The organism is Aphanothece sacrum FPU1 (assembly GCF_003864295.1).
Taxonomy (GTDB): domain Bacteria; phylum Cyanobacteriota; class Cyanobacteriia; order Cyanobacteriales; family Microcystaceae; genus Aphanothece_B; species Aphanothece_B sacrum.
In genome coordinates this window covers 777,545-795,540 of sequence record NZ_BDQK01000001.1, presented here as the reverse complement: position 1 = coordinate 795,540, position 17,996 = coordinate 777,545, and the positions used below count along the sequence as shown (strand labels likewise).

The 17,996-nt window shown below is 37.5% G+C and carries 15 protein-coding genes; 6 read left to right on the top strand and 9 right to left on the bottom strand.

Going from position 1 to position 17,996, the window contains the following annotated elements:
* Positions 1-15: 15 nt before the first annotated feature.
* The gene (locus AsFPU1_RS03645; protein WP_124977885.1) at positions 16-846 is read left to right on the top strand and encodes an Rpn family recombination-promoting nuclease/putative transposase; all 831 of its coding nucleotides are present in this window, start codon (positions 16-18) and stop codon (positions 844-846) included.
* Positions 847-864: 18 nt separating this feature from the next.
* Positions 865-1,725, top strand: coding sequence for an Rpn family recombination-promoting nuclease/putative transposase (locus AsFPU1_RS03640; RefSeq protein WP_124977883.1), 861 nt, complete (start codon positions 865-867; stop codon positions 1,723-1,725).
* Positions 1,726-1,787: 62 nt separating this feature from the next.
* Here the strand turns inward: AsFPU1_RS03640 and trpD are convergent, their stop codons facing one another.
* Positions 1,788-2,834 (bottom strand): anthranilate phosphoribosyltransferase, encoded by a 1,047-nt coding sequence (trpD, locus tag AsFPU1_RS03635; RefSeq protein WP_124977881.1) that lies wholly within the window; start codon positions 2,832-2,834, stop codon positions 1,788-1,790.
* 172 nt (positions 2,835-3,006) lie between these two features.
* Here trpD and AsFPU1_RS03630 point away from each other — a divergent pair, with 172 nt between their 5' ends.
* Both AsFPU1_RS03630 and AsFPU1_RS03625 read left to right on the top strand, forming a co-directional pair.
* On the top strand, positions 3,007-4,074 hold the full coding sequence (locus AsFPU1_RS03630) for a tocopherol cyclase family protein (RefSeq protein ID WP_227873643.1): 1,068 nt from the start codon (positions 3,007-3,009) through the stop codon (positions 4,072-4,074).
* A 268-nt stretch (positions 4,075-4,342) separates the two neighbouring features.
* On the top strand, positions 4,343-5,122 hold the full coding sequence (locus tag AsFPU1_RS03625) for a Uma2 family endonuclease (protein WP_124977879.1): 780 nt from the start codon (positions 4,343-4,345) through the stop codon (positions 5,120-5,122).
* 35 nt (positions 5,123-5,157) lie between these two features.
* Here AsFPU1_RS03625 and nuoK read toward each other — a convergent pair whose 3' ends face one another.
* The 4 genes from nuoK to nuoH form a co-directional block, all read right to left on the bottom strand.
* A complete protein-coding gene (gene nuoK / locus AsFPU1_RS03620; RefSeq protein WP_124977877.1) occupies positions 5,158-5,469 on the bottom strand; it encodes an NADH-quinone oxidoreductase subunit NuoK in 312 nt (103 codons plus the stop codon).
* 40 nt (positions 5,470-5,509) lie between these two features.
* Positions 5,510-6,142, bottom strand: coding sequence for an NADH-quinone oxidoreductase subunit J (locus tag AsFPU1_RS03615; protein WP_124977875.1), 633 nt, complete (start codon positions 6,140-6,142; stop codon positions 5,510-5,512).
* An 82-nt stretch (positions 6,143-6,224) separates the two neighbouring features.
* Complete coding sequence (gene ndhI / locus AsFPU1_RS03610; protein ID WP_124977873.1) at positions 6,225-6,809, bottom strand: NAD(P)H-quinone oxidoreductase subunit I; 585 nt, start codon at positions 6,807-6,809, stop codon at positions 6,225-6,227.
* 38 nt (positions 6,810-6,847) lie between these two features.
* Positions 6,848-7,966: an NADH-quinone oxidoreductase subunit NuoH gene (gene nuoH, locus AsFPU1_RS03605; RefSeq protein ID WP_124977871.1), complete on the bottom strand. Its 1,119-nt coding sequence runs from the start codon at positions 7,964-7,966 to the stop codon at positions 6,848-6,850.
* A 267-nt stretch (positions 7,967-8,233) separates the two neighbouring features.
* On the opposite strand from nuoH, the gene murI reads away from it, so the two are divergent.
* Entirely contained in the window at positions 8,234-9,079 is an 846-nt protein-coding gene (gene murI / locus AsFPU1_RS03600; protein WP_124977869.1) for a glutamate racemase, read from the top strand.
* 802 nt (positions 9,080-9,881) lie between these two features.
* On the top strand, positions 9,882-10,853 hold the full coding sequence (gene sds, locus AsFPU1_RS03590) for a solanesyl diphosphate synthase (protein WP_124977864.1): 972 nt from the start codon (positions 9,882-9,884) through the stop codon (positions 10,851-10,853).
* Between the two features lie 95 nt (positions 10,854-10,948).
* Here the strand turns inward: sds and AsFPU1_RS03585 are convergent, their stop codons facing one another.
* From AsFPU1_RS03585 to AsFPU1_RS03570, 4 genes are all read right to left on the bottom strand, one after another.
* A complete protein-coding gene (locus AsFPU1_RS03585) occupies positions 10,949-13,183 on the bottom strand; it encodes a sensor histidine kinase (protein ID WP_124977862.1) in 2,235 nt (744 codons plus the stop codon).
* Between the two features lie 92 nt (positions 13,184-13,275).
* Positions 13,276-14,115, bottom strand: a complete 840-nt coding sequence (folP, locus tag AsFPU1_RS03580; RefSeq protein ID WP_124977860.1) for a dihydropteroate synthase — start codon at positions 14,113-14,115, stop codon at positions 13,276-13,278.
* A 48-nt stretch (positions 14,116-14,163) separates the two neighbouring features.
* Positions 14,164-16,419, bottom strand: a complete 2,256-nt coding sequence (locus AsFPU1_RS03575; RefSeq protein WP_124977858.1) for a GumC family protein — start codon at positions 16,417-16,419, stop codon at positions 14,164-14,166.
* A 213-nt stretch (positions 16,420-16,632) separates the two neighbouring features.
* Complete coding sequence (locus AsFPU1_RS03570; RefSeq protein ID WP_124977856.1) at positions 16,633-17,946, bottom strand: dihydroorotase; 1,314 nt, start codon at positions 17,944-17,946, stop codon at positions 16,633-16,635.
* Positions 17,947-17,996 lie beyond the last annotated feature (50 nt).

The window sequence follows — 17,996 nt, the reverse complement described above, 5'->3', positions numbered from 1 at the left end:
TTATAGGTCAATTAAATGTACGATTCTACTTGTAAATTCATTGCCATTCAATTTACCAAAGATATAGCTACTTGGTTACTAGGAAAACCCATGGAGTTAACAGAATTAAAGCCATCAGAATTATCCTTAGAACCGATTAGAGCAGATAGTTTAATCTTTTTGGAATCGGAAGACTTGGTATTACATATTGAGTTCCAAACTAGTCCAGATGAGGATATTCCTTTTAGAATGTTAGATTATCGACTGAGAATTTATCGCCGTTATCCTCAAAAAGAAGTGATTCAAGTAGTCATCTATTTAAGAAAAAGCGACTCAGAATTAGTCAGACAAAACATATTTGAATTAAGTATGAGTCGTCATCAATTTCAGGTGATTCGTCTTTGGGAAGTTGACCCAGAAAGTTTATTACATTCTCCAGGATTATGGCCATTTGCGGTGTTAAGTCAAAGCACAAATCGAGAAAAGACCTTGAAACAAATTAGCCAAAAAATAGAGAGAATTTCCGATAGGAGGGAAAAAAGTAATGTAGCAGCATCAACCGCTATTCTCGCTGGGTTAGTATTAAGGAAAGACATCATTCAACGTTTGTTAAGAGAGGACATCATGAAAGAATCAGTTATCTATCAAGAGATTAAAGCAGAAGGGAGAGAAGAAGGAAAACAACAAGGGGAAGCTAACTTGGTTGTCCGTCAACTCAATCGTAGAATTGGTCAAATTTCTCCTGATTTATCCAAGCAAATTCACCGTCTTTCTATTGAACAATTAGAAAATTTAGGAGAAGCTTTACTCGATTTTAAATCTGAGGAGGATTTAAAACAATGGTTTATAGATGAATTAGGTAATTAAGCATTATAGGTCAATTAAATGTACGATTCTACTTGTAAATTCATTGCCATTCAATTTACCAAAGATATCGCTACTTGGTTACTAGGAAAACCCATGGAGTTAACAGAATTAAAGCCATCAGAATTATCCTTAGAACCGATTAGAGCAGATAGTTTAATCTTTTTGGAATCAGAAGACTTGGTATTACATATTGAGTTTCAAACTAGTCCAGATGAGGATATTCCTTTTAGAATGTTAGATTATCGACTGAGAATTTATCGCCGTTATCCTCAAAAAGAAGTGATTCAAGTAGTCATCTATTTAAGAAAAAGCGACTCAGAATTAGTCAGACAAAACATATTTGAATTAAGTATGAGTCGTCATCAATTTCAGGTGATTCGTCTTTGGGAAGTTGACCCAGAAAGTTTATTACATTCTCCAGGATTATGGCCATTTGCGGTGTTAAGTCAAAGCACAAATCGAGAAAATACCTTGAGACAAATTAGCCAAAAAATAGAGAGAATTTCCGATAGGAGGGAAAAAAGTAATGTAGCAGCATCCACAGCTATTCTCGCTGGGTTAGTATTAAGTAAAGACATCATTCAACGTTTGTTAAGAGAGGACATCATGAAAGAATCAGTTATCTATCAAGAGATTAAAGCAGAAGGGAGAGAAGAAGGGAGAGAAGAAGGGAGAGAAGAAGGAAAACAACAAGGGGAAGCTAACTTGGTTGTCCGTCAACTCAATCGTAGAATTGGTCAAATTTATCCTGATTTATCCAAGCAAATTCACCATCTTTCTATTGAACAATTAGAAAATTTAGGAGAAGCTTTACTTGATTTTAAATCTGAGGAGGATTTAAGACAATGGTTTACAGAGGAATTAAGTAATAGTTTATAAATTCTATGGGGGTAATTCATGAATTACCCCGACAAATTCTGCACTTGGTGAACTTTTTGATGTTATTGTTGCAGAAAATTAACTAATTCCTCTAATTTTTTCCAAGCAATTCCACTATTAAGAATATCTCTCGCCATTTCAATTCCTTGATAATGGTCTTCCCAAGGAACAATATCCCCTACCTGAAGTGCTAAACACGCATTTAACACCACTGCATCTTGTTGAGATTGAGTTCCTTTTCCTTGCAAAATTGCCTTGAGAATAGCCCCATTTTCTGGCACATCTCCCCCTTTTAAACTACTTAAAGGCGCAGTTTCTAATCCTAATTTAACAGGGTTTAACTCCCCAGAAATAACCGTTTTATCCTTCAATAAACCCACATCTGTTATATCTCCTAACCCGGCCTCATCAAGTTTTTCTCGTCCATATACAACCATCGCTTTCGAGATACCTAATTGATTCAAAGCTTCAGCCATAGGTATAATAAATTGAGGCGAATAAACTCCAATGACTTGACCTGTAGGACGTAACGGATTCACCAACGGGCCAATTAAATTAAAAACCGTTCGTATTTTTAAAGTTTTACGCAAGGGTGCAACGTGCTTCATCGCTGGATGCCAACCAGGGGCAAATAAAAAGGTAACACCGACTTCATTTAAAGCCCCTTCTACCTGACTTATAGAAGCCCCAAGATTTACCCCTAAATATTCTAAAACATCCGCAGACCCCACTTTACTCGAAGCTGAACGGTTTCCATGTTTAGCCACCTTAACCCCTGCTGCTGCAGCCACAAACGCCACTGCAGTAGATATATTAAAGGTAGAGGCCCCATCCCCCCCCGTTCCGCAAGTATCAATAATCGCGTCAGAATGGTTAATCGGGGTTTGATATAACGACTGTGCTTGCAACACTTGGGCCATTCCGGCTAACTCATTAGCTGATACTCCATTCGCTTGAATAGCGGTTAAAATAGCCCCCGATAAAACAGGGGGAATGGCTTCATCAAGCCATCCTTGCATAAGTTGGGCCCCTTGAGTTTGAGAGAGAGACTGTTTATCAAGGAGTTGTTGCAACAATTCGGGCCAGAGGTTAGAAGAGTCTAGAGTCACAGTGTTTGCACCCTACAAAATTATCTAGATTCATTGTACATGGCGATCGCCGCTTTTACTAGAACTGTTTAACAGGTTTTTTCTAAGAATCATCAAATATGGGCTGGTTTATCGAAAACTTGGGTTTACAATTTAAGCAATATAATTGGAAACCAGGAAAAAAGTAGGATTAATGATGGAAAATTCTCGTCAAACTCCCCATAGTGGTTATCATTGGAACGGTAGTGATCAACGTTTTTTTGAGGGTTGGTACTATCGAGTTACGTTACCTCAATGGGGGCAGACTTTTGGGTTTATGTATTCTATTGATGATCCTATCGGTAATCAGCCTCATAGTGGTGGTGCAGCCCAAATTTTAGGAGCAAATAATCAATATTTATGTCGAACTTTTCCTAATATTAGAAATTTTTGGGCTAACAGAAATAAATTAGAATTAGGTCATTGGGGCAAAACTCAATTATCCCTTAAACCGCAATTACTTGATCCGGTTATTTTTGAACAACAGATTAAACAAGGTTATCAAGCAACTGATACTTTAAATCAAGGTTATATTTGTGATAAGCGAAATAATTTTTATTGTCGTTGGCAATATAAAATTAATCCAATTGATGGTTGGGGTAATCGTGATTTGCCTCAAAAAGCAACGGCAGGTTGGCTGTCTTATTTACCTATTTTTGATCCCGGATGGCAAGTATTAATGGCTCAGGGAACCGCCACAGGTTATATTGATTGGAATGGGGAAAAATACGAATTTATTGATGCACCTGCTTATAGTGAAAAAAACTGGGGTCGTTCTTTTCCTCAGAAATGGTTTTGGATTAATTGTAATAGTTTTATTGAAGAATATGACTTAGCATTAACAGCAGTAGGAGGCATTAGAGATGTATTTGGTTTAACTGAATCAGTGGGATTAATTGGTTTACATTATCAAGGAAAATTCTATGAATTTGAAAGAGGAAATAGTAAATTATCCTGGCAAGTTGAACCTTGGGGACAATGGGAAATGCAAGGAAAAAATCAAGACTTTATCATCACAATTATCGGAACTACTGAAGAATCTGGCAATTATGTTAGAGTTCCTACGGCTGAGGGTTTACAGTTTAGATGTCGGGATACTATGCAAGGAAATATTACCTTAGAATTGAGTCAAAGTCAAGGCAATTTAATTGTTAAAGCTACCAGTTTTTTAGGCGGATTAGAAATAGGGGGCGCACCTTGGGAAAGTGTTTGGATTAATTAACTATCAGGTTTCATTGTAAACAATTTAAAATTTTTCTTTCTAATATATTGTTATTATAAGATAATAGGATATAAAGATAAAATAATTGGTTTTTCCGTATATGTTATGCTAAATTATCATAAATAATAGACCTTAACTCGTTCATAGTTAAGCTAGATAAACAAAAGTTGCCTACGCAACCAAGAATTTAGTCCGCGCTCGTCGGACTTAGTTCTTGTAGAATAAGGCTTTAGCCTGTTACTAATTATCAATTTAACGAGGAAAGATTATGAATGTAACAACAACTTCTCCTGTAGATCATTCTATAACAAATCAATCATCTTTATCTGAAACAGAATGGGAATTAATGCCTGAACCAGATATTAGTGAACTAATTATTGAGGATGAACAACCAGTGGATAATCTTATTTCAGAAAAACAACAACGTTTATTAACTTCCTCTGCTTATAGTTCCCTAAATTTAGAAATTCCTTTTTTAGTCACTGCCAATGTAGGGTTATTTTATGCTAATAAAAAACCGCCTTTAGTGCCAGATGTGATGTTAAGTTTAAGGGTAAAATGCCCTGAAGATTGGAGTCAAAAGAAAAACCGTTCTTATTTTACTTGGAATTTTGGTAAAGCCCCAGAAATTGCCATTGAAATTGTTTCTAATAAAGTGGGTAATGAATTGGGAACTAAGCTAGAAGATTATCTAGATGCAGGGGTGGGCTATTATGTAATCTTTGATCCTTTAAAATATTTGACTGACAATGTTTTACAGGTCTATAAAAGACAAGTAATTAGTTATCAATTACAAGATAATTATTGGTTAGAAGAAGTTAATTTAGGTTTAACGTTATGGTCAGGTGAATTTGAAGGACAGTTTTATGAACAATGGTTGAGATGGTGCGATCGCTCAGGCAATATTTTATTAACTGGAGATGAAAAGTTTGAGTTAGAAAAACAACGGGCTGAAGCTGAAAAACAACGGGCTGAATTTGAAAAACAACGGGCTGATCGTCTTGCTCAAATATTGAGAGAACAGGGAATTAATCCTGATACCATTTAATGATAAATTAGAGGGCGAAAGCCCTCACTACAAACTTACCATTTAAGCAAATTAAATTGCTCCATATCAATGGTGTTACGGTTACGATAAATTGCTAAAACAATGGCTAAACCGACTGCTGCTTCAGCCGCAGCTACAGTAATAACAAATATGGTAAATATTTGACCTTTAATGCCTATCGGATCAAGGAAATTTGAGAAAGCCATCAAATTAATGTTTACCCCATTGAGTAATAATTCAATAGACATTAATACTCGGACAGCATTACGACTGGTTACTAACCCGTAAATTCCAATACAAAAAAGGGCCGCAGCCAGAATCAAACAAAACTCCAATTTTAGGTGCATAATTTCTCTTTTTACCTCAACAACATCTAATGTTTAACTACTACTTAGAAGTCGAGCTACCCTTTGCAGATGCCAACTCTCGTACTTCTAATTCACTGGGACGTTCTGGTAAAGTTAAGGCGGTAGTTGTTCCTTCTTTAGTCGTTACCGTGTCAGGAATCAAATCACGACGAGCCAGAATAATTGCGCCTACCATAGCCATTAATAATAGGATTGACGCTAATTCAAAAGGCAAGAGAAAATCACTAAAAAAGTGTTTACCAATCTCAACAATGGTATTATCAATCATCGCAGAAGAAGTGGTATCAATTGACCAAGGAGTAACTAAGATCATGGTGGCTAGAAGGGCAAAAATTCCCCCACAAACTAAAGCAGTTGCCCCTTGACGTAACCATCGTCTAGGAAGAGTAGAAAAGTCTTCTTGCTTGTTAACCAACATAATCGCAAACAAGATTAAAACATTGACTGCTCCCACATAAATTAACACTTGAGCCGCCGCAACAAAATCCGCATTAAGTAGGATATAAATTCCCGAAATACTGATAAATACTCCCCCTAATAAAAAGGCAGAATAAACAATATTTGAGAGTAAAACGACACCAAGAGCCGCCCCAATTACTAGGGCAGATAAAATCGCAAAGGAAACGATTTGAACGCCTTCGGCTAAATTCACGATTGGTAATGCTCCTTGTTGTTAATTATCAATAAATAGTGAATAGTCGTTAATCATTAAATAACTATTCACTATCGATACATTATGATTCTGTTTCTTGAACAATTTCTTCAGGTCGTTTGCCTGACCGTTGACTTCCTGATGGTAAATCATGAGGTTCAACAACCCCTTTAGGCAAATAGGCAAATTCCCGTAAAGGTGTCACCATAGGATCTTGAGTCACTTTATAAGGTAAGCGTCCCAGAGCAACATTATCATAGTTTAATTCATGACGATCATAAGCAGATAACTCATATTCTTCCGTCATGGATAAACAATTTGTTGGGCAATATTCGACACAATTTGCACAAAAAATACAGACTCCAAAATCAATACTGTAATGTTTGAGTTCTTTCTTTTTAACAGCTTTGTTAAATTCCCAATCTACCACCGGAAGATTAATAGGACAGACCCGAACACAAACTTCACAAGAAATACATTTGTCAAATTCAAAGTGAATTCTTCCCCGAAATCTTTCTGAGGGAATTAATTTTTCGTAGGGATATTGGACGGTAATAGGACGACGCTGCATATGATCAAAGGTAACAGCTAATCCTTGACCAATGTATTTGGCCGCTTCTAGAGTACCTTTGGCATAATCACTAACTTGTCTGAGAATGTTGAACATAACGCTTGATTTATCAGTTGTGGACAACGTTGAAGAAATTAACCACCGAAAGCGATAGGAAACGCTAATTTTAAGGCTGCAGTTAATAATAGGTTCACTAAAGAAACAGGCAGTAAAAATTTCCAGCCTAAATCTAATAGTTGATCGATGCGGACACGGGGAACTGTCCAACGTAAAAGAATCGCAATAAAGATGAGAAAATAAGCTTTAAGAACGGTCATGGTAATACCTAAAGAAGCGGTGATCACCTCTAACCAAGCACTACTTTCATTCACCCCTAACCATCCGGCTAATGCATCAATAGAAATGGGAAATTCCCAACCTCCCAGATAAAGAATGGCAACAACGAGAGCCGATAACACTAAGTTAACGTAAGAACCCAAGTAAAATAAACCGAACTTCATCCCGGCATATTCGGTTTGATAACCTGCTACTAATTCTTCTTCAGCTTCAGGTAAATCAAAGGGTAGTCGTTCACATTCAGCTAAAGCGGAAATCCAAAAGACGACAAAACCTACAGGTTGCCGCCAAATATTCCAGCCTAAAATTCCGTAACCTGATTGTTGTTGTACAATGTCAATGGTACTGAGACTGTTAGACATCATGACAACAGCTAAAACAGATAAAGCTAGAGGAATTTCGTAACTGATAGATTGAGCCGCGGCCCGTAATCCTCCTAATAGGGAATACTTGTTATTAGAAGCATATCCCGACATTAACAGACCAATGGGGGCAATGCTCGAAAGAACAATCCAGAGGAAAATTCCCACATTCAGGTCAGTAATGATTAAATTTTGTCCAAAAGGGACTATCAGATAGGAGACAAAAACCGGAAGCATCACTAAAACAGGCCCCAGGGTGAATAACCAGGGATCTGCTTTAGCAGGGACAATATCCTCTTTAAACACCAATTTAATACCATCGGCCACGGGTTGCAAAACTCCCAATGGGCCGGCATATTCGGGTCCGATACGTTGTTGGGCCGCCGCCGAGATTTTCCGTTCTAACCAAACAACAACTAATACCCCCACCGTTGCCCCAATAATCATCAAAAATGAGGGTAGGGGAATCCAAAGGGCTTTAGATAAGCCGTCAGAGAGTCCCAATTGTTTGAGAGATTCTATAAAACTTCCTTGTAAGTCGATTCCTGTGGTCATCTTGCTTTAATACGGATGATGGCTTAAGGGTTTTTCATAGGGGAAGAATCCTACTAAGCTTTGGATTGATTCGCTTATGGTTAAGATTTTTTTCCCATGCCCTTGCTTAGTATATCGCTGTCTGAGGGATAGGTTCGCTAATTTTAGAAGAAATTCTCTTTATCGTGGCTATAGACTTAGACCATTGAGTTTCGGGAAATAGGTTTACTTCCTGAGACATTCGTGTTTAAATTATCAAAAAACTCAATTTTGGCGACTTAATAATTTATGAGAGACGTTCAAAACAGTCCCATTGGTGTTTTCGATAGTGGTGTGGGCGGATTGACTGTTTTACGAGAACTCTATCGACAGTTACCCCAAGAATCAATTCTCTACTTTGCTGATACCGCCAGACTTCCCTATGGCAATCGCTCAGCAGCAGAGATTTTACAATTTGTGCGAGAGATATTGATCTGGATGGGGAAAAAAAATGTTAAAATGGCAATCATGGCTTGCAATACCAGTTCGGCTTTAGCTTTAGAAGCGGTACGCCGTGAATTCGATTTCCCCATTTTAGGGGTCATTCTCCCAGGTGCCAGAGCAGCCGTTAAACGGGGTAAGCGCATTGGGGTGATTTCTACCTCCGCTACCGCTAAAAGCAACGCTTACCGTCAGGCTATCCAAGAAATTGATCCTAACGCCCAAGTCTGGCAAGTCGGATGTCCTGAATTTGTTCCCCTCATTGAACAAAACCGTATTTGGGAACCCTATACTCGACAAGTCGCTCAAAAATATTTACAGCCCTTAGTCTCTCAAAACATTGATACCCTTGTCTATGGCTGTACTCATTATCGTCATCTGGCGGCAGTAATTAAAGATATTGTTCCTCCAACCGTAAATTTAGTTGATCCTGCTAGTTATGTGGTGCAAGCAGCCGAAAAAGAATTAAAATTAATGGGTTTAAGGCAAACAACCCCCCCCTTACCCACACAGTTCGCTGTCAGTGGTTCCCCTGAAATATTTTCCCAGGTTTCTCAACAATGGTTAGGCTATCGTCCTCTAGTCGAACAAGTATATTTACCCACTGCTCATCATTCTCCCTTTACTTGGGAAGAAGTTGAAGTGTTAGACTGAAATTAAGGATTGATGTTAGTACAAAAGTAATTGCTCTATAATCAATCCCTACTTCAGCTAATTATTTTCTTTTGATATTAATTGAACAAGGGGACAATAAGTTCCCCTCAAAGTTATTGTCTTAGCCAAGATTTCGGGGAGGAAACATCCATTTTCCCGTCCGTTTGGCCAGCATTAAGAGTCCATAAATCATCAGCAGGTACAGGGCGGCAAGCAACAGGGTGATCAGAGGCATTTTAGTCTTTAGGTGAGCATCGCTAGGGTGAATATAGGATAAACAGACAAAATTGGTCATCAATAGGGTAGATAAAGCAAGACGGGGCTTAAAATCCCGTTTACTTTAGCACAAGACTAGAAAAACTATTGTTTTCCTTTCTCTAGTTTTAGGAGACTCACTTTTTTGGCTCCAAGCTGGCAAAAACTTTCTTGGAAATTAATCTCCAAATGGTGTTTGCTTGCTGCTGAGCAAAGCCAATAGCGAATCTGGCTGAACTTAGGTTTATAAAAAACCTTTCAGCACGATATAGTTAGCCAACCCCACACCCCTCAGAATCTCTTCGATTGAATGGCTCTCTCTGGTATTCTGAAATTGGCGGACTTGGGAAATTCTTAAAACCCTTACTATTAACTTAACACAAGAATTTAGCTTATGACAGATTTTTTTTAGGGATTTTACCCATGTCAGAGAACCGTTTCGGGCCAGAAAATCAATGATGGAGTTTCCTTGTCTGGAGAGGTTAGCTTAAAATAAATATAAGGATATGTAAACTTTCGTAACTGATTTGCCACACTTGGCTAAGCAATGATATCAACTACCTCTCTCTTTGCCCCTGTTGACAACGATTTGCATCTTCTCACGGAGAATCTAAAACGGCTCGTAGGTGCGCGCCATCCCATTTTAGCTGCTGCCGCCGAACACTTATTTGATGCGGGGGGTAAACGAATTCGTCCCGCCATTGTTTTATTAGTTTCTCGGGCCACCATGCTTGAGGGTGAGATTACCCCACGTCATCGACGGTTAGCGGAAATTACGGAAATGATTCACACCGCTAGTCTTGTCCATGATGACGTGGTTGATGAAGCCGAACTGCGCCGTAATGTCCCTACGGTTAACAGTCTCTTTGACAATCGTATCGCTGTTTTAGCCGGAGATTTCCTCTTTGCTCAGTCTTCTTGGTATTTAGCTAACTTAGATAACTTAGAAGTAGTTAAACTGCTCTCAGAAGTGATCCGAGATTTTGCTGAAGGGGAAATTTTACAAAGTATTAATCGATTTGATACCAGTATCACCCTGGAGGCTTATCTAGAGAAAAGTTACTATAAAACGGCCTCATTAATTGCTAATAGTGCTAAAGCAGCAGGGGTTTTAAGTGATAGTTCCATCGAGATCACAGAAAATCTCTATGCTTATGGTCGTTATCTAGGATTAGTCTTTCAAATTTTGGATGATATCTTAGATTTTACCAGTTCCACTGAGGTTTTAGGCAAACCGGTCGGCTCAGATTTAATTAGCGGTCATATCACTGCTCCTTCTTTATTTGCTATGGAAGAAAAGCCCTATTTGAAAACTTTAATTGAGCGAGAATTTAGTGAGGAGGGAGACATTGAAACCGCTTTATCTTTAGTCAAAGAAAGTCAAGGAATTGAGCGAACGCGGGAGTTAGCAGCTTATCATGCGAACCTAGCTCTTAAACATCTCGACTGTCTTAAACCTTCGGAATGTTCTCAATCTTTAACGGATTTAGTAGATTATGCTTTAAGTCGCATTTTTTGATAGGATTTTCTATTTTTTAGTTAGTAATTATTGACTAATTAGCTGTTCTTGATTTGCGCGCCACCGCGCCAAAGGAACTTCGAGCAAGAAGTCCATTAACTAACGGCTGAGGGTTGACTTTTAGCGATGGGTAAAGTAAACCAAACCTCACAACCTTGACCGGGGGTACTATTAACCCCAATTGTACCCCCATGAGCTTCAATAATTTGCCGACATTGATAGGAACCTAACCCGATTCCCGTCCTTCGTCTATCGTGTAAACTACGCAAATATAATTTAAAAAGTTGCTCACATTGTTGTCGTTCCATACCAATTCCATTATCTCTTAAGCGACAGCAAACCATTCCTTGATTAACAGTTGCTTCAATGGTTAAATTAATCCCTGGAGGATTGTGTTTAAAAGCATTTGTTAAAAGGTGTTCAAAAACTTGGTCAAGTTGTTCAGAATCAGCGTAAATTGGTGGTAAATTATCAGTTATAATTGAACTTAAAGTTGCTTGATTTTGTAATAATAAAGGTTGCCAATCTTCAATTAATTGACTAATAAAATCTTTGAGAGATAGGGGTTGACAGTGAATTACTAAGTGACGTTCTTCAGAAAAATGATTTTCTGAAAGAGCATTAATTAAAGTGAGTTGGCGATCGCTACTATTAATCATCCGTTCCAAAATAGAACGAGAAAGAGTCAAATTATCACCTGGACGATTTTGTAAATTGTTTAATAACATAAGCATTCCCATAATTGATGTGCGTAAATCGTGGGAAACTGCCTGTAAAAAAACTGCTTTCATCTCATATAATTCTTGAACTTCTTGTATTTTTTCTTGTAACTGATGAGTCCGTTCTTCTACTTGTTTTTCTAAATTACTATTAAGTTGTTGAACTTGTTGATACAGTTGAGCTTGTTGAATAGCAATAATCATTTGAGTAGCTAATTGTTCTAACAGTTTAACTTCTGATTTTTGCCAATAACGAATCCCACAACATTGATGAGCTACTAATAAGCCTAACGGTTTACCGTCAAGATGTAAAGGGACGACTAACGCCGCTTTAACTTGATAGTATTTTATGTATTTTTCAACTACTATTGGTAACTCTAACTCAGTTAAATCTGAAGCAATAAACGGTTGATAATCATTAAAAAGAGATTGAATATCCGTAAAAAGATCATCTCTTGGACTTCCCTCTAATAAAGAAGGATAAAAACCGTTGACCGACTCCGCCACTACTTCAATTATTCCTTGATCTTTTAAAGAAGCAATAAACACTCGATCTGCGTGAATAAGTTGGCGAATTTCTGCCACAGTTGTTTGAAAAATTTGCTTTAAATCGAGAGATTCACGAATCCGTAAAGACACTTCAGCTAATAAGCGATCGCGTTCTAAAGTTACCCTCAATTGCTTTTCAGTTCGTTGTTTTTCTATAACAGTAGCTGATAATAATAAAGCAGTTCCATTAATAATAATAATAAAAAATTGTAAGAGAAAAGTCGCTTGAGTAAGATTTAAGGTTTGAATAACAAAAGGGCCAATACCCCGTAAGGTTCCCACAATAGCCAAAATAGAGACAAGCAAACTGCCTAAAACAGCCCCCCAAGTTTGAAAACGAATAGCGGCCCAAACAACAATTGGAAAAGGCAAATATTCCAAATATTGAGCATTAGTTAAGCCCCCTTCTAAGACAAGAGTTGGTTTTCCATGATGGACAAAAACTAACCAACTTAATCCTAATAATAATCCCCCACAAATAGCGACTTCAATCATACGTTCTCTGCTTTGTTGACGTAATAGTCCCCGATTATCGAATATTAAACGTAATAAAAACGGTGTAATAACTAAAATTCCGCTACAGTCTCCTAACCATAATAACCACCATTTCTGAGAAAAATTATGCCAAGATAAAGCTCCTATGATAAATTGAGTTAAAGTATCAACTGTTGCATTAACCAAAGATGAAACCATCCCCGCTAAAAAGATCAATCCGGTGACATCTTGAATTCTGGATAATCTAGGGGAAAATTCTGACCAACGCAGTAACTTTAAACCGATAATTCCTGATAGAGTACTACCTATAGCGGAACTTAGAATAACGCCCCAACCCGTCCCTAATGTTAACATTAAAAAAGTATCTCCCAGGAAAATTCCCAACCAGATACCCTCTCCATAAATTAACAATGCAGTTAGGGCAATTCCTGCCGGAAGCCATAAAGGAGAAGCTTCTGCCCCCAATTTCATCCACTGAAGAGTTAAGCTACCTGCACTCCAGTAAGCAAGGGCTACCAGAGCAAGTTTGACCAAATTTGACGATAATTGCCTCTGAACTAAAGTCATAATGACTAATCTTGTAATAACTCACTCCATCTCAAGAGTGCCTAATTTCATCACCGTTTTACCTCCCCTATATGGGTGAAATCTAATACAAACTAGATACGCCAAATAGCATCTGCTACCTGAACCACCTCTGACATTTGTGCCACATCGTGAACCCTTAAAATATCAGCCCCACCAGCGATCGCACCACAACAAGCGGCGGCCGTTCCCCAAATTCGTTGTTTAGGATCATTCTGTTGCAAAATATGACCAATAAAACTCTTTCGGGATACTCCTACTAAGAGGGGAAATCCTAACAGTTTTAATTCGTGTAAACGACGAATTAATTCTAAATTTTGTTCATAAGTTTTAGCAAAACCAATACCAGGATCAATGATTAAATTGTCTCGTTTAATTCCCGCTTTCATTGCTGAAGTTATTTGAGTGTCTAACCATTGATAAACCTCTCCGATTAAATCTTGATAATCGGTTTTTTGCTGCATCGTTTTAGGGGTTCCTCGAAGGTGCATTAAAATCATAGGAACTTGTAAATTAGCCACAATAGGGAACATTTTTGTATCAAAAGTTCCCCCAGAAATATCATTAACTACATTTGCTCCAGCTTCAATAGCAGCTTGAGCAACCAAGGATCTTGTTGTATCAATAGAAATGGGTATCAAAGTTTCTTGACGTAAAGATTTAATAATAGGAATAACCCTATTTAACTCATCTTCTAAAGGAATTTGTTCAGCCCCAGGTCGTGTAGATTGTCCCCCAATATCAATGATATCTACCCCCGCCTTAATTTGCATTTTAGCTTGAACTAAAGCAGTTTCTAGACTATTAAATTCACCTCCATCACTAAAACTATCAGGAGTAACATTAAGAATGCCCATCAGATAGGTACGTTTACCCCAAATAAAAGTAGATTTTTCTATCGTTAAATGATTCATGAAATGTTACATTAAATGACATTTTTGTCAAGTCCAAACTTTACTTAATTATTGAAGATGATTAGCAACTACACCCAAACAAGGTAAGTTGATATCTTTGATTTCTTTAACCGCTTTTTTAGCTAAAGATTGAGGTGTTTTCTTAAGAGCTATTACCATCAAAATTCCATCAGTTTTTTTTGTCATAAATTTGATATCTGATGTCTCAAAGAAGTTGGGAGTATCATAAATAACTAAATCATAATTTCTAGAAAATTCTTCCATAAGATTTTCCATCTGAGGAGACCAAAGTCTTTTAGTACAATTTTCTTCTGGATTTCCCGCAGTTAAGATAAACAAATTGTCAATATTTGGCACATCCTGAATAATTTCGTTAGAAGGAACCCTATCTCTAAGAAGTTGTATCAGACCCTTTTGATTAGGAACATCTAACAACTCGTGAAGTTTGGGGCGTGTCCAATTAGTATCTACTAGAAGCACTTTTTTTCCTGAATTAGCCGCACTAATAGCTAAATATAATGCTATCTTAGATTGACCATCTTTGGGTTCAACAGAAGATATAATAAGCGAACTAATTTTAGAAGAAGCAACCAAATAAAGCTGAGTATAAAGTTTTTCAAATGCTTCCAAAAAGTAAGATTCTTCTAGATGATTTGGCTTCTCATAATTGACGTTTTCCTGTAAATAATTAGGCGGCAAATTAGAAATTTCCTGAGCAGGTTTAGGTTTAACTGTTATATCAGAAGAAAACCCAGTGCGACCATCTTTAGGAATGTCACCCAAAATAGGAAGAGAAAGTGTCTCAGCAATATCCTCAGCCGCGTGAAAAATATTTTGTCGTTTTTCCCATAAAATAGCAAGTCCCATTCCTAATAAGAGTCCCCCCATAACACCGGCCAGCACTTTCTTTTTTCTATCAGGAGGAAAACCAATAGGTTTTCCATTTTCATCAAGAGGAATTTGAGGTTTAGAAATTAATTGCCAAGGAAGATCTTGAGCCGATTCTACTTTAAGTGTTTCCCTTTGTACTAATAGTTTATTGAGAATTTCTTCTGCGAGATTAATTTGGGTTTGAATGTCACTGTATTGATTAATTAAAACCGGATAACGTTGTGCTTCTTTTTCAATCGTTTGTCTAGCTTCTTTAATTGCTGGCAATTGAGTTTCTAATACTTGAATCTCGTTATTTGTTTGTAGTAATTGTCCAATTAAGTTTAATCGGGTTGGATCTTGAAAACCTAGAGCAGCAGAATCAGAAGCAATAAATAAAGAATTTTTTCCCAGAATTTCTTGAGTTTTTTGATTAAGCAAGTTAACAATATTTTCTCGTTTATCTTTTAAATCTTGAATCTGAGGACTTTCAATAGTATAGGTAGCCGAAGCGATCGCAATTTGACTATCGAGTTCTTGAAGTTGAGACAGTAAAGAAACCCGGCTAGGATCTTGGCTTAAAGTGGCTGAGGCTAAAGCTTCATTTGGGGTTAGTTTTAATTGTTCTTGTAAGATATTAGATAAATGTTTTTTACCTTTTAATTGAGTTTCTATGTCAAATTGTTGGTTTTGCAGTTGGGTAATTTGAGTTAATACTTCATTATTTTTAGGAAGAGGATCTACTAATTCATTTTGTTGTCTTATTTGTTTTTGTTGAGTTCTAAGATTTTTAAGCCTTTCTTGTAAATCAGGGAGTTGCGAATCAATAAATTTAACCCCTGCTTTAATATTAGTTTCTCGATCCTCTGAACTATATTTAAGAAATGTTGCGGCCGCCGTTGATAAAATTTGTTGAACTTCTTGGGGACTTTTTCCCGTATAAGAAACTTCAAAAATCTTAGTTACTCCGCTTCTTGAAGCGGGCCCAGGTAAACTAGCTCGTGTTACTTTAAGATTTTCTCTTAAATCTTTCCAAATTGCGGGAACTTCGCGAGTCAGCACTTTCTGATGAACTTCCTGAGCAATTTTTAAAGTCATCCCTGGACTTTGAAGGAATACTTGATTAGTGGGATAGTCTAACTCAAAGAGACTTTCATCAGGTTGCCCATCAGTTCGAGCTAGAGTTGAGGGATTAGTTAGTTTGGCACTGGAGGTAATCGGTTCTACTAATAAATAAAAATTACCTGTGTAAGTATAAGGATCAAGAGAGCTAATTATCCCCCCAGCAAAGGTAGTTAAAGTAGTTAATCCAGCAATTAACCAAGCTTTTCTCAAGAAAATCCGCAAATAAGGACGAAAATTTAGTCCTCCTTGGGATGAGGTCTTTAAGTCTTCTAGTTGTTCTTCTGGCAAATGTGATAATGATGTATTCACTCGTTAACCTAACTCATCAACTCACTAAAGTTCCTACTATTATGTAGGTGGTTGTTAGCAATATTATAAACCCCAGTTCCTTAAAGAGACTAGAAAAGTCTAAGTAGCTAACCTGAGTTCGCAGTATAATCTTTACCACGATAGAATCACCGGTTGTCAGACTCTTAATTTTGACAGGTCGTCCACCAAAATCCTTATGTCGAACTCAGGTTGTCACAATTGATAATTTATTGCTTGTCCTCTAACCTCTGTATTTAATTTACCCCGTTCATAAACAATTTGTCCCCCCACAATAGTAACAACTGGCCATCCCGTTAAATTCCAACCTTCAAAGGGACTCCAACCGCATTTAGTTTGTAACTCTTGTCGTAAAACCGGATGATAATTTTTTAAATCCACTAACACTAAATCAGCATCATAACCCGATTTAATTAAGCCTTTATTGGTAATATGATAAGCTTTTGCCACTGCCGTAGACATCCAATTAGCAACTTGAGCAACACTACATTTTCCGGTCATCGCTTGAGTTAACATTAAAGGTAAAGAAGTTTCCACTCCAGGCATTCCCGAAGGAGAATGAGGGTAACTTTGCGCCTTTTCTTCTAACGTATGGGGAGCATGATCTGTCGCAATAAAATCAATCACTCCATCTAATAAAGCTTGCCAAAGAATTTCATTATTTTCAGGCGATCGCAAAGGAGGATTCATTTGCGCTAAAGTGTCAATTTGAGCATAAGCATCCGTATTTAATAATAAATGTTGTGGGGTAACTTCTGCTGTCACCCAACTGGATTTATTTGTGCGTAAAAATTCCGCCTCTATCCCTGTCGAAAGATGCAGAATATGTAAACGTCGTTGATATTTTTTTGATAACTTTAAGGCTAATTTTGTCGCATTAAGAGCGGTTTCTTCATCTTGTATCTGAGAATGAATTGCCGGATCAGTAATACCATAAAATTGTTGACGACGTTGAATAATTCTGGCTTGATCTTCAGCATGAACCGCAATTAAACGACGACCTTGAGCAAAAATCGTCTCTAATTCTTGTTCTCGACTGACTAATAAAGCCCCGTGAGACGATCCCATAAATATTTTAATACCACAAGTCGGATGAGCCGTTAATAAATCTGGTAAATTTTCTGGTGTTGCCCCAATAAAAAAGCCATAATTGACTAGACACTTTTGTGAGGCACGGTGTAATTTATCATCTAAAGCAGCTTGAGTCGTGGTTAAAGGGCGAGTATTAGGCATTTCCAAGAAAGATGTCACACCCCCTCTAGCACAAGCACAAGACGCAGTAAACAGGTCTTCCTTGTGTTCTAAACCAGGTTCCCGAAAATGGACTTGAGGATCAATAACCCCAGGCAACAAAGTTAGTCCGGTAGCGTCTATGATGGTAGTAAGATCAGTCTCGGTAATCTCCGAAGCCACTTCGAGGATCTTACCCTCTTGGATTAGCACATCCCCGACCAAAAATTCCTCTGAAGGTAAAAGAATCTGAGCGTGACGAATGAGCAACTTTTTCATAATTTATCCCTAAATAAACTCTAGAATACTTTAATTTTCTCCCTAACTCG

What these genes read in the sequence shown, in the direction of transcription:
- AsFPU1_RS03645 (WP_124977885.1), top strand. Translation starts at nt 16, where the DNA reads ATGTACGATTCTACTTGTAAATTCATTGCCATTCAATTTACCAAAGAT.
- AsFPU1_RS03640 (WP_124977883.1), top strand. Translation starts at nt 865, where the DNA reads ATGTACGATTCTACTTGTAAATTCATTGCCATTCAATTTACCAAAGAT.
- AsFPU1_RS03630 (WP_227873643.1), top strand. Translation starts at nt 3,007, where the DNA reads ATGATGGAAAATTCTCGTCAAACTCCCCATAGTGGTTATCATTGGAAC.
- AsFPU1_RS03625 (WP_124977879.1), top strand. Translation starts at nt 4,343, where the DNA reads ATGAATGTAACAACAACTTCTCCTGTAGATCATTCTATAACAAATCAA.
- nuoK (WP_124977877.1), bottom strand. Translation starts at nt 5,469, where the DNA reads ATGCACCTAAAATTGGAGTTTTGTTTGATTCTGGCTGCGGCCCTTTTT.
- ndhI (WP_124977873.1), bottom strand. Translation starts at nt 6,809, where the DNA reads ATGTTCAACATTCTCAGACAAGTTAGTGATTATGCCAAAGGTACTCTA.
- nuoH (WP_124977871.1), bottom strand. Translation starts at nt 7,966, where the DNA reads ATGACCACAGGAATCGACTTACAAGGAAGTTTTATAGAATCTCTCAAA.
- murI (WP_124977869.1), top strand. Translation starts at nt 8,234, where the DNA reads ATGAGAGACGTTCAAAACAGTCCCATTGGTGTTTTCGATAGTGGTGTG.
- sds (WP_124977864.1), top strand. Translation starts at nt 9,882, where the DNA reads ATGATATCAACTACCTCTCTCTTTGCCCCTGTTGACAACGATTTGCAT.
- AsFPU1_RS03585 (WP_124977862.1), bottom strand. Translation starts at nt 13,183, where the DNA reads ATGACTTTAGTTCAGAGGCAATTATCGTCAAATTTGGTCAAACTTGCT.
- folP (WP_124977860.1), bottom strand. Translation starts at nt 14,115, where the DNA reads ATGAATCATTTAACGATAGAAAAATCTACTTTTATTTGGGGTAAACGT.
- AsFPU1_RS03570 (WP_124977856.1), bottom strand. Translation starts at nt 17,946, where the DNA reads ATGAAAAAGTTGCTCATTCGTCACGCTCAGATTCTTTTACCTTCAGAG.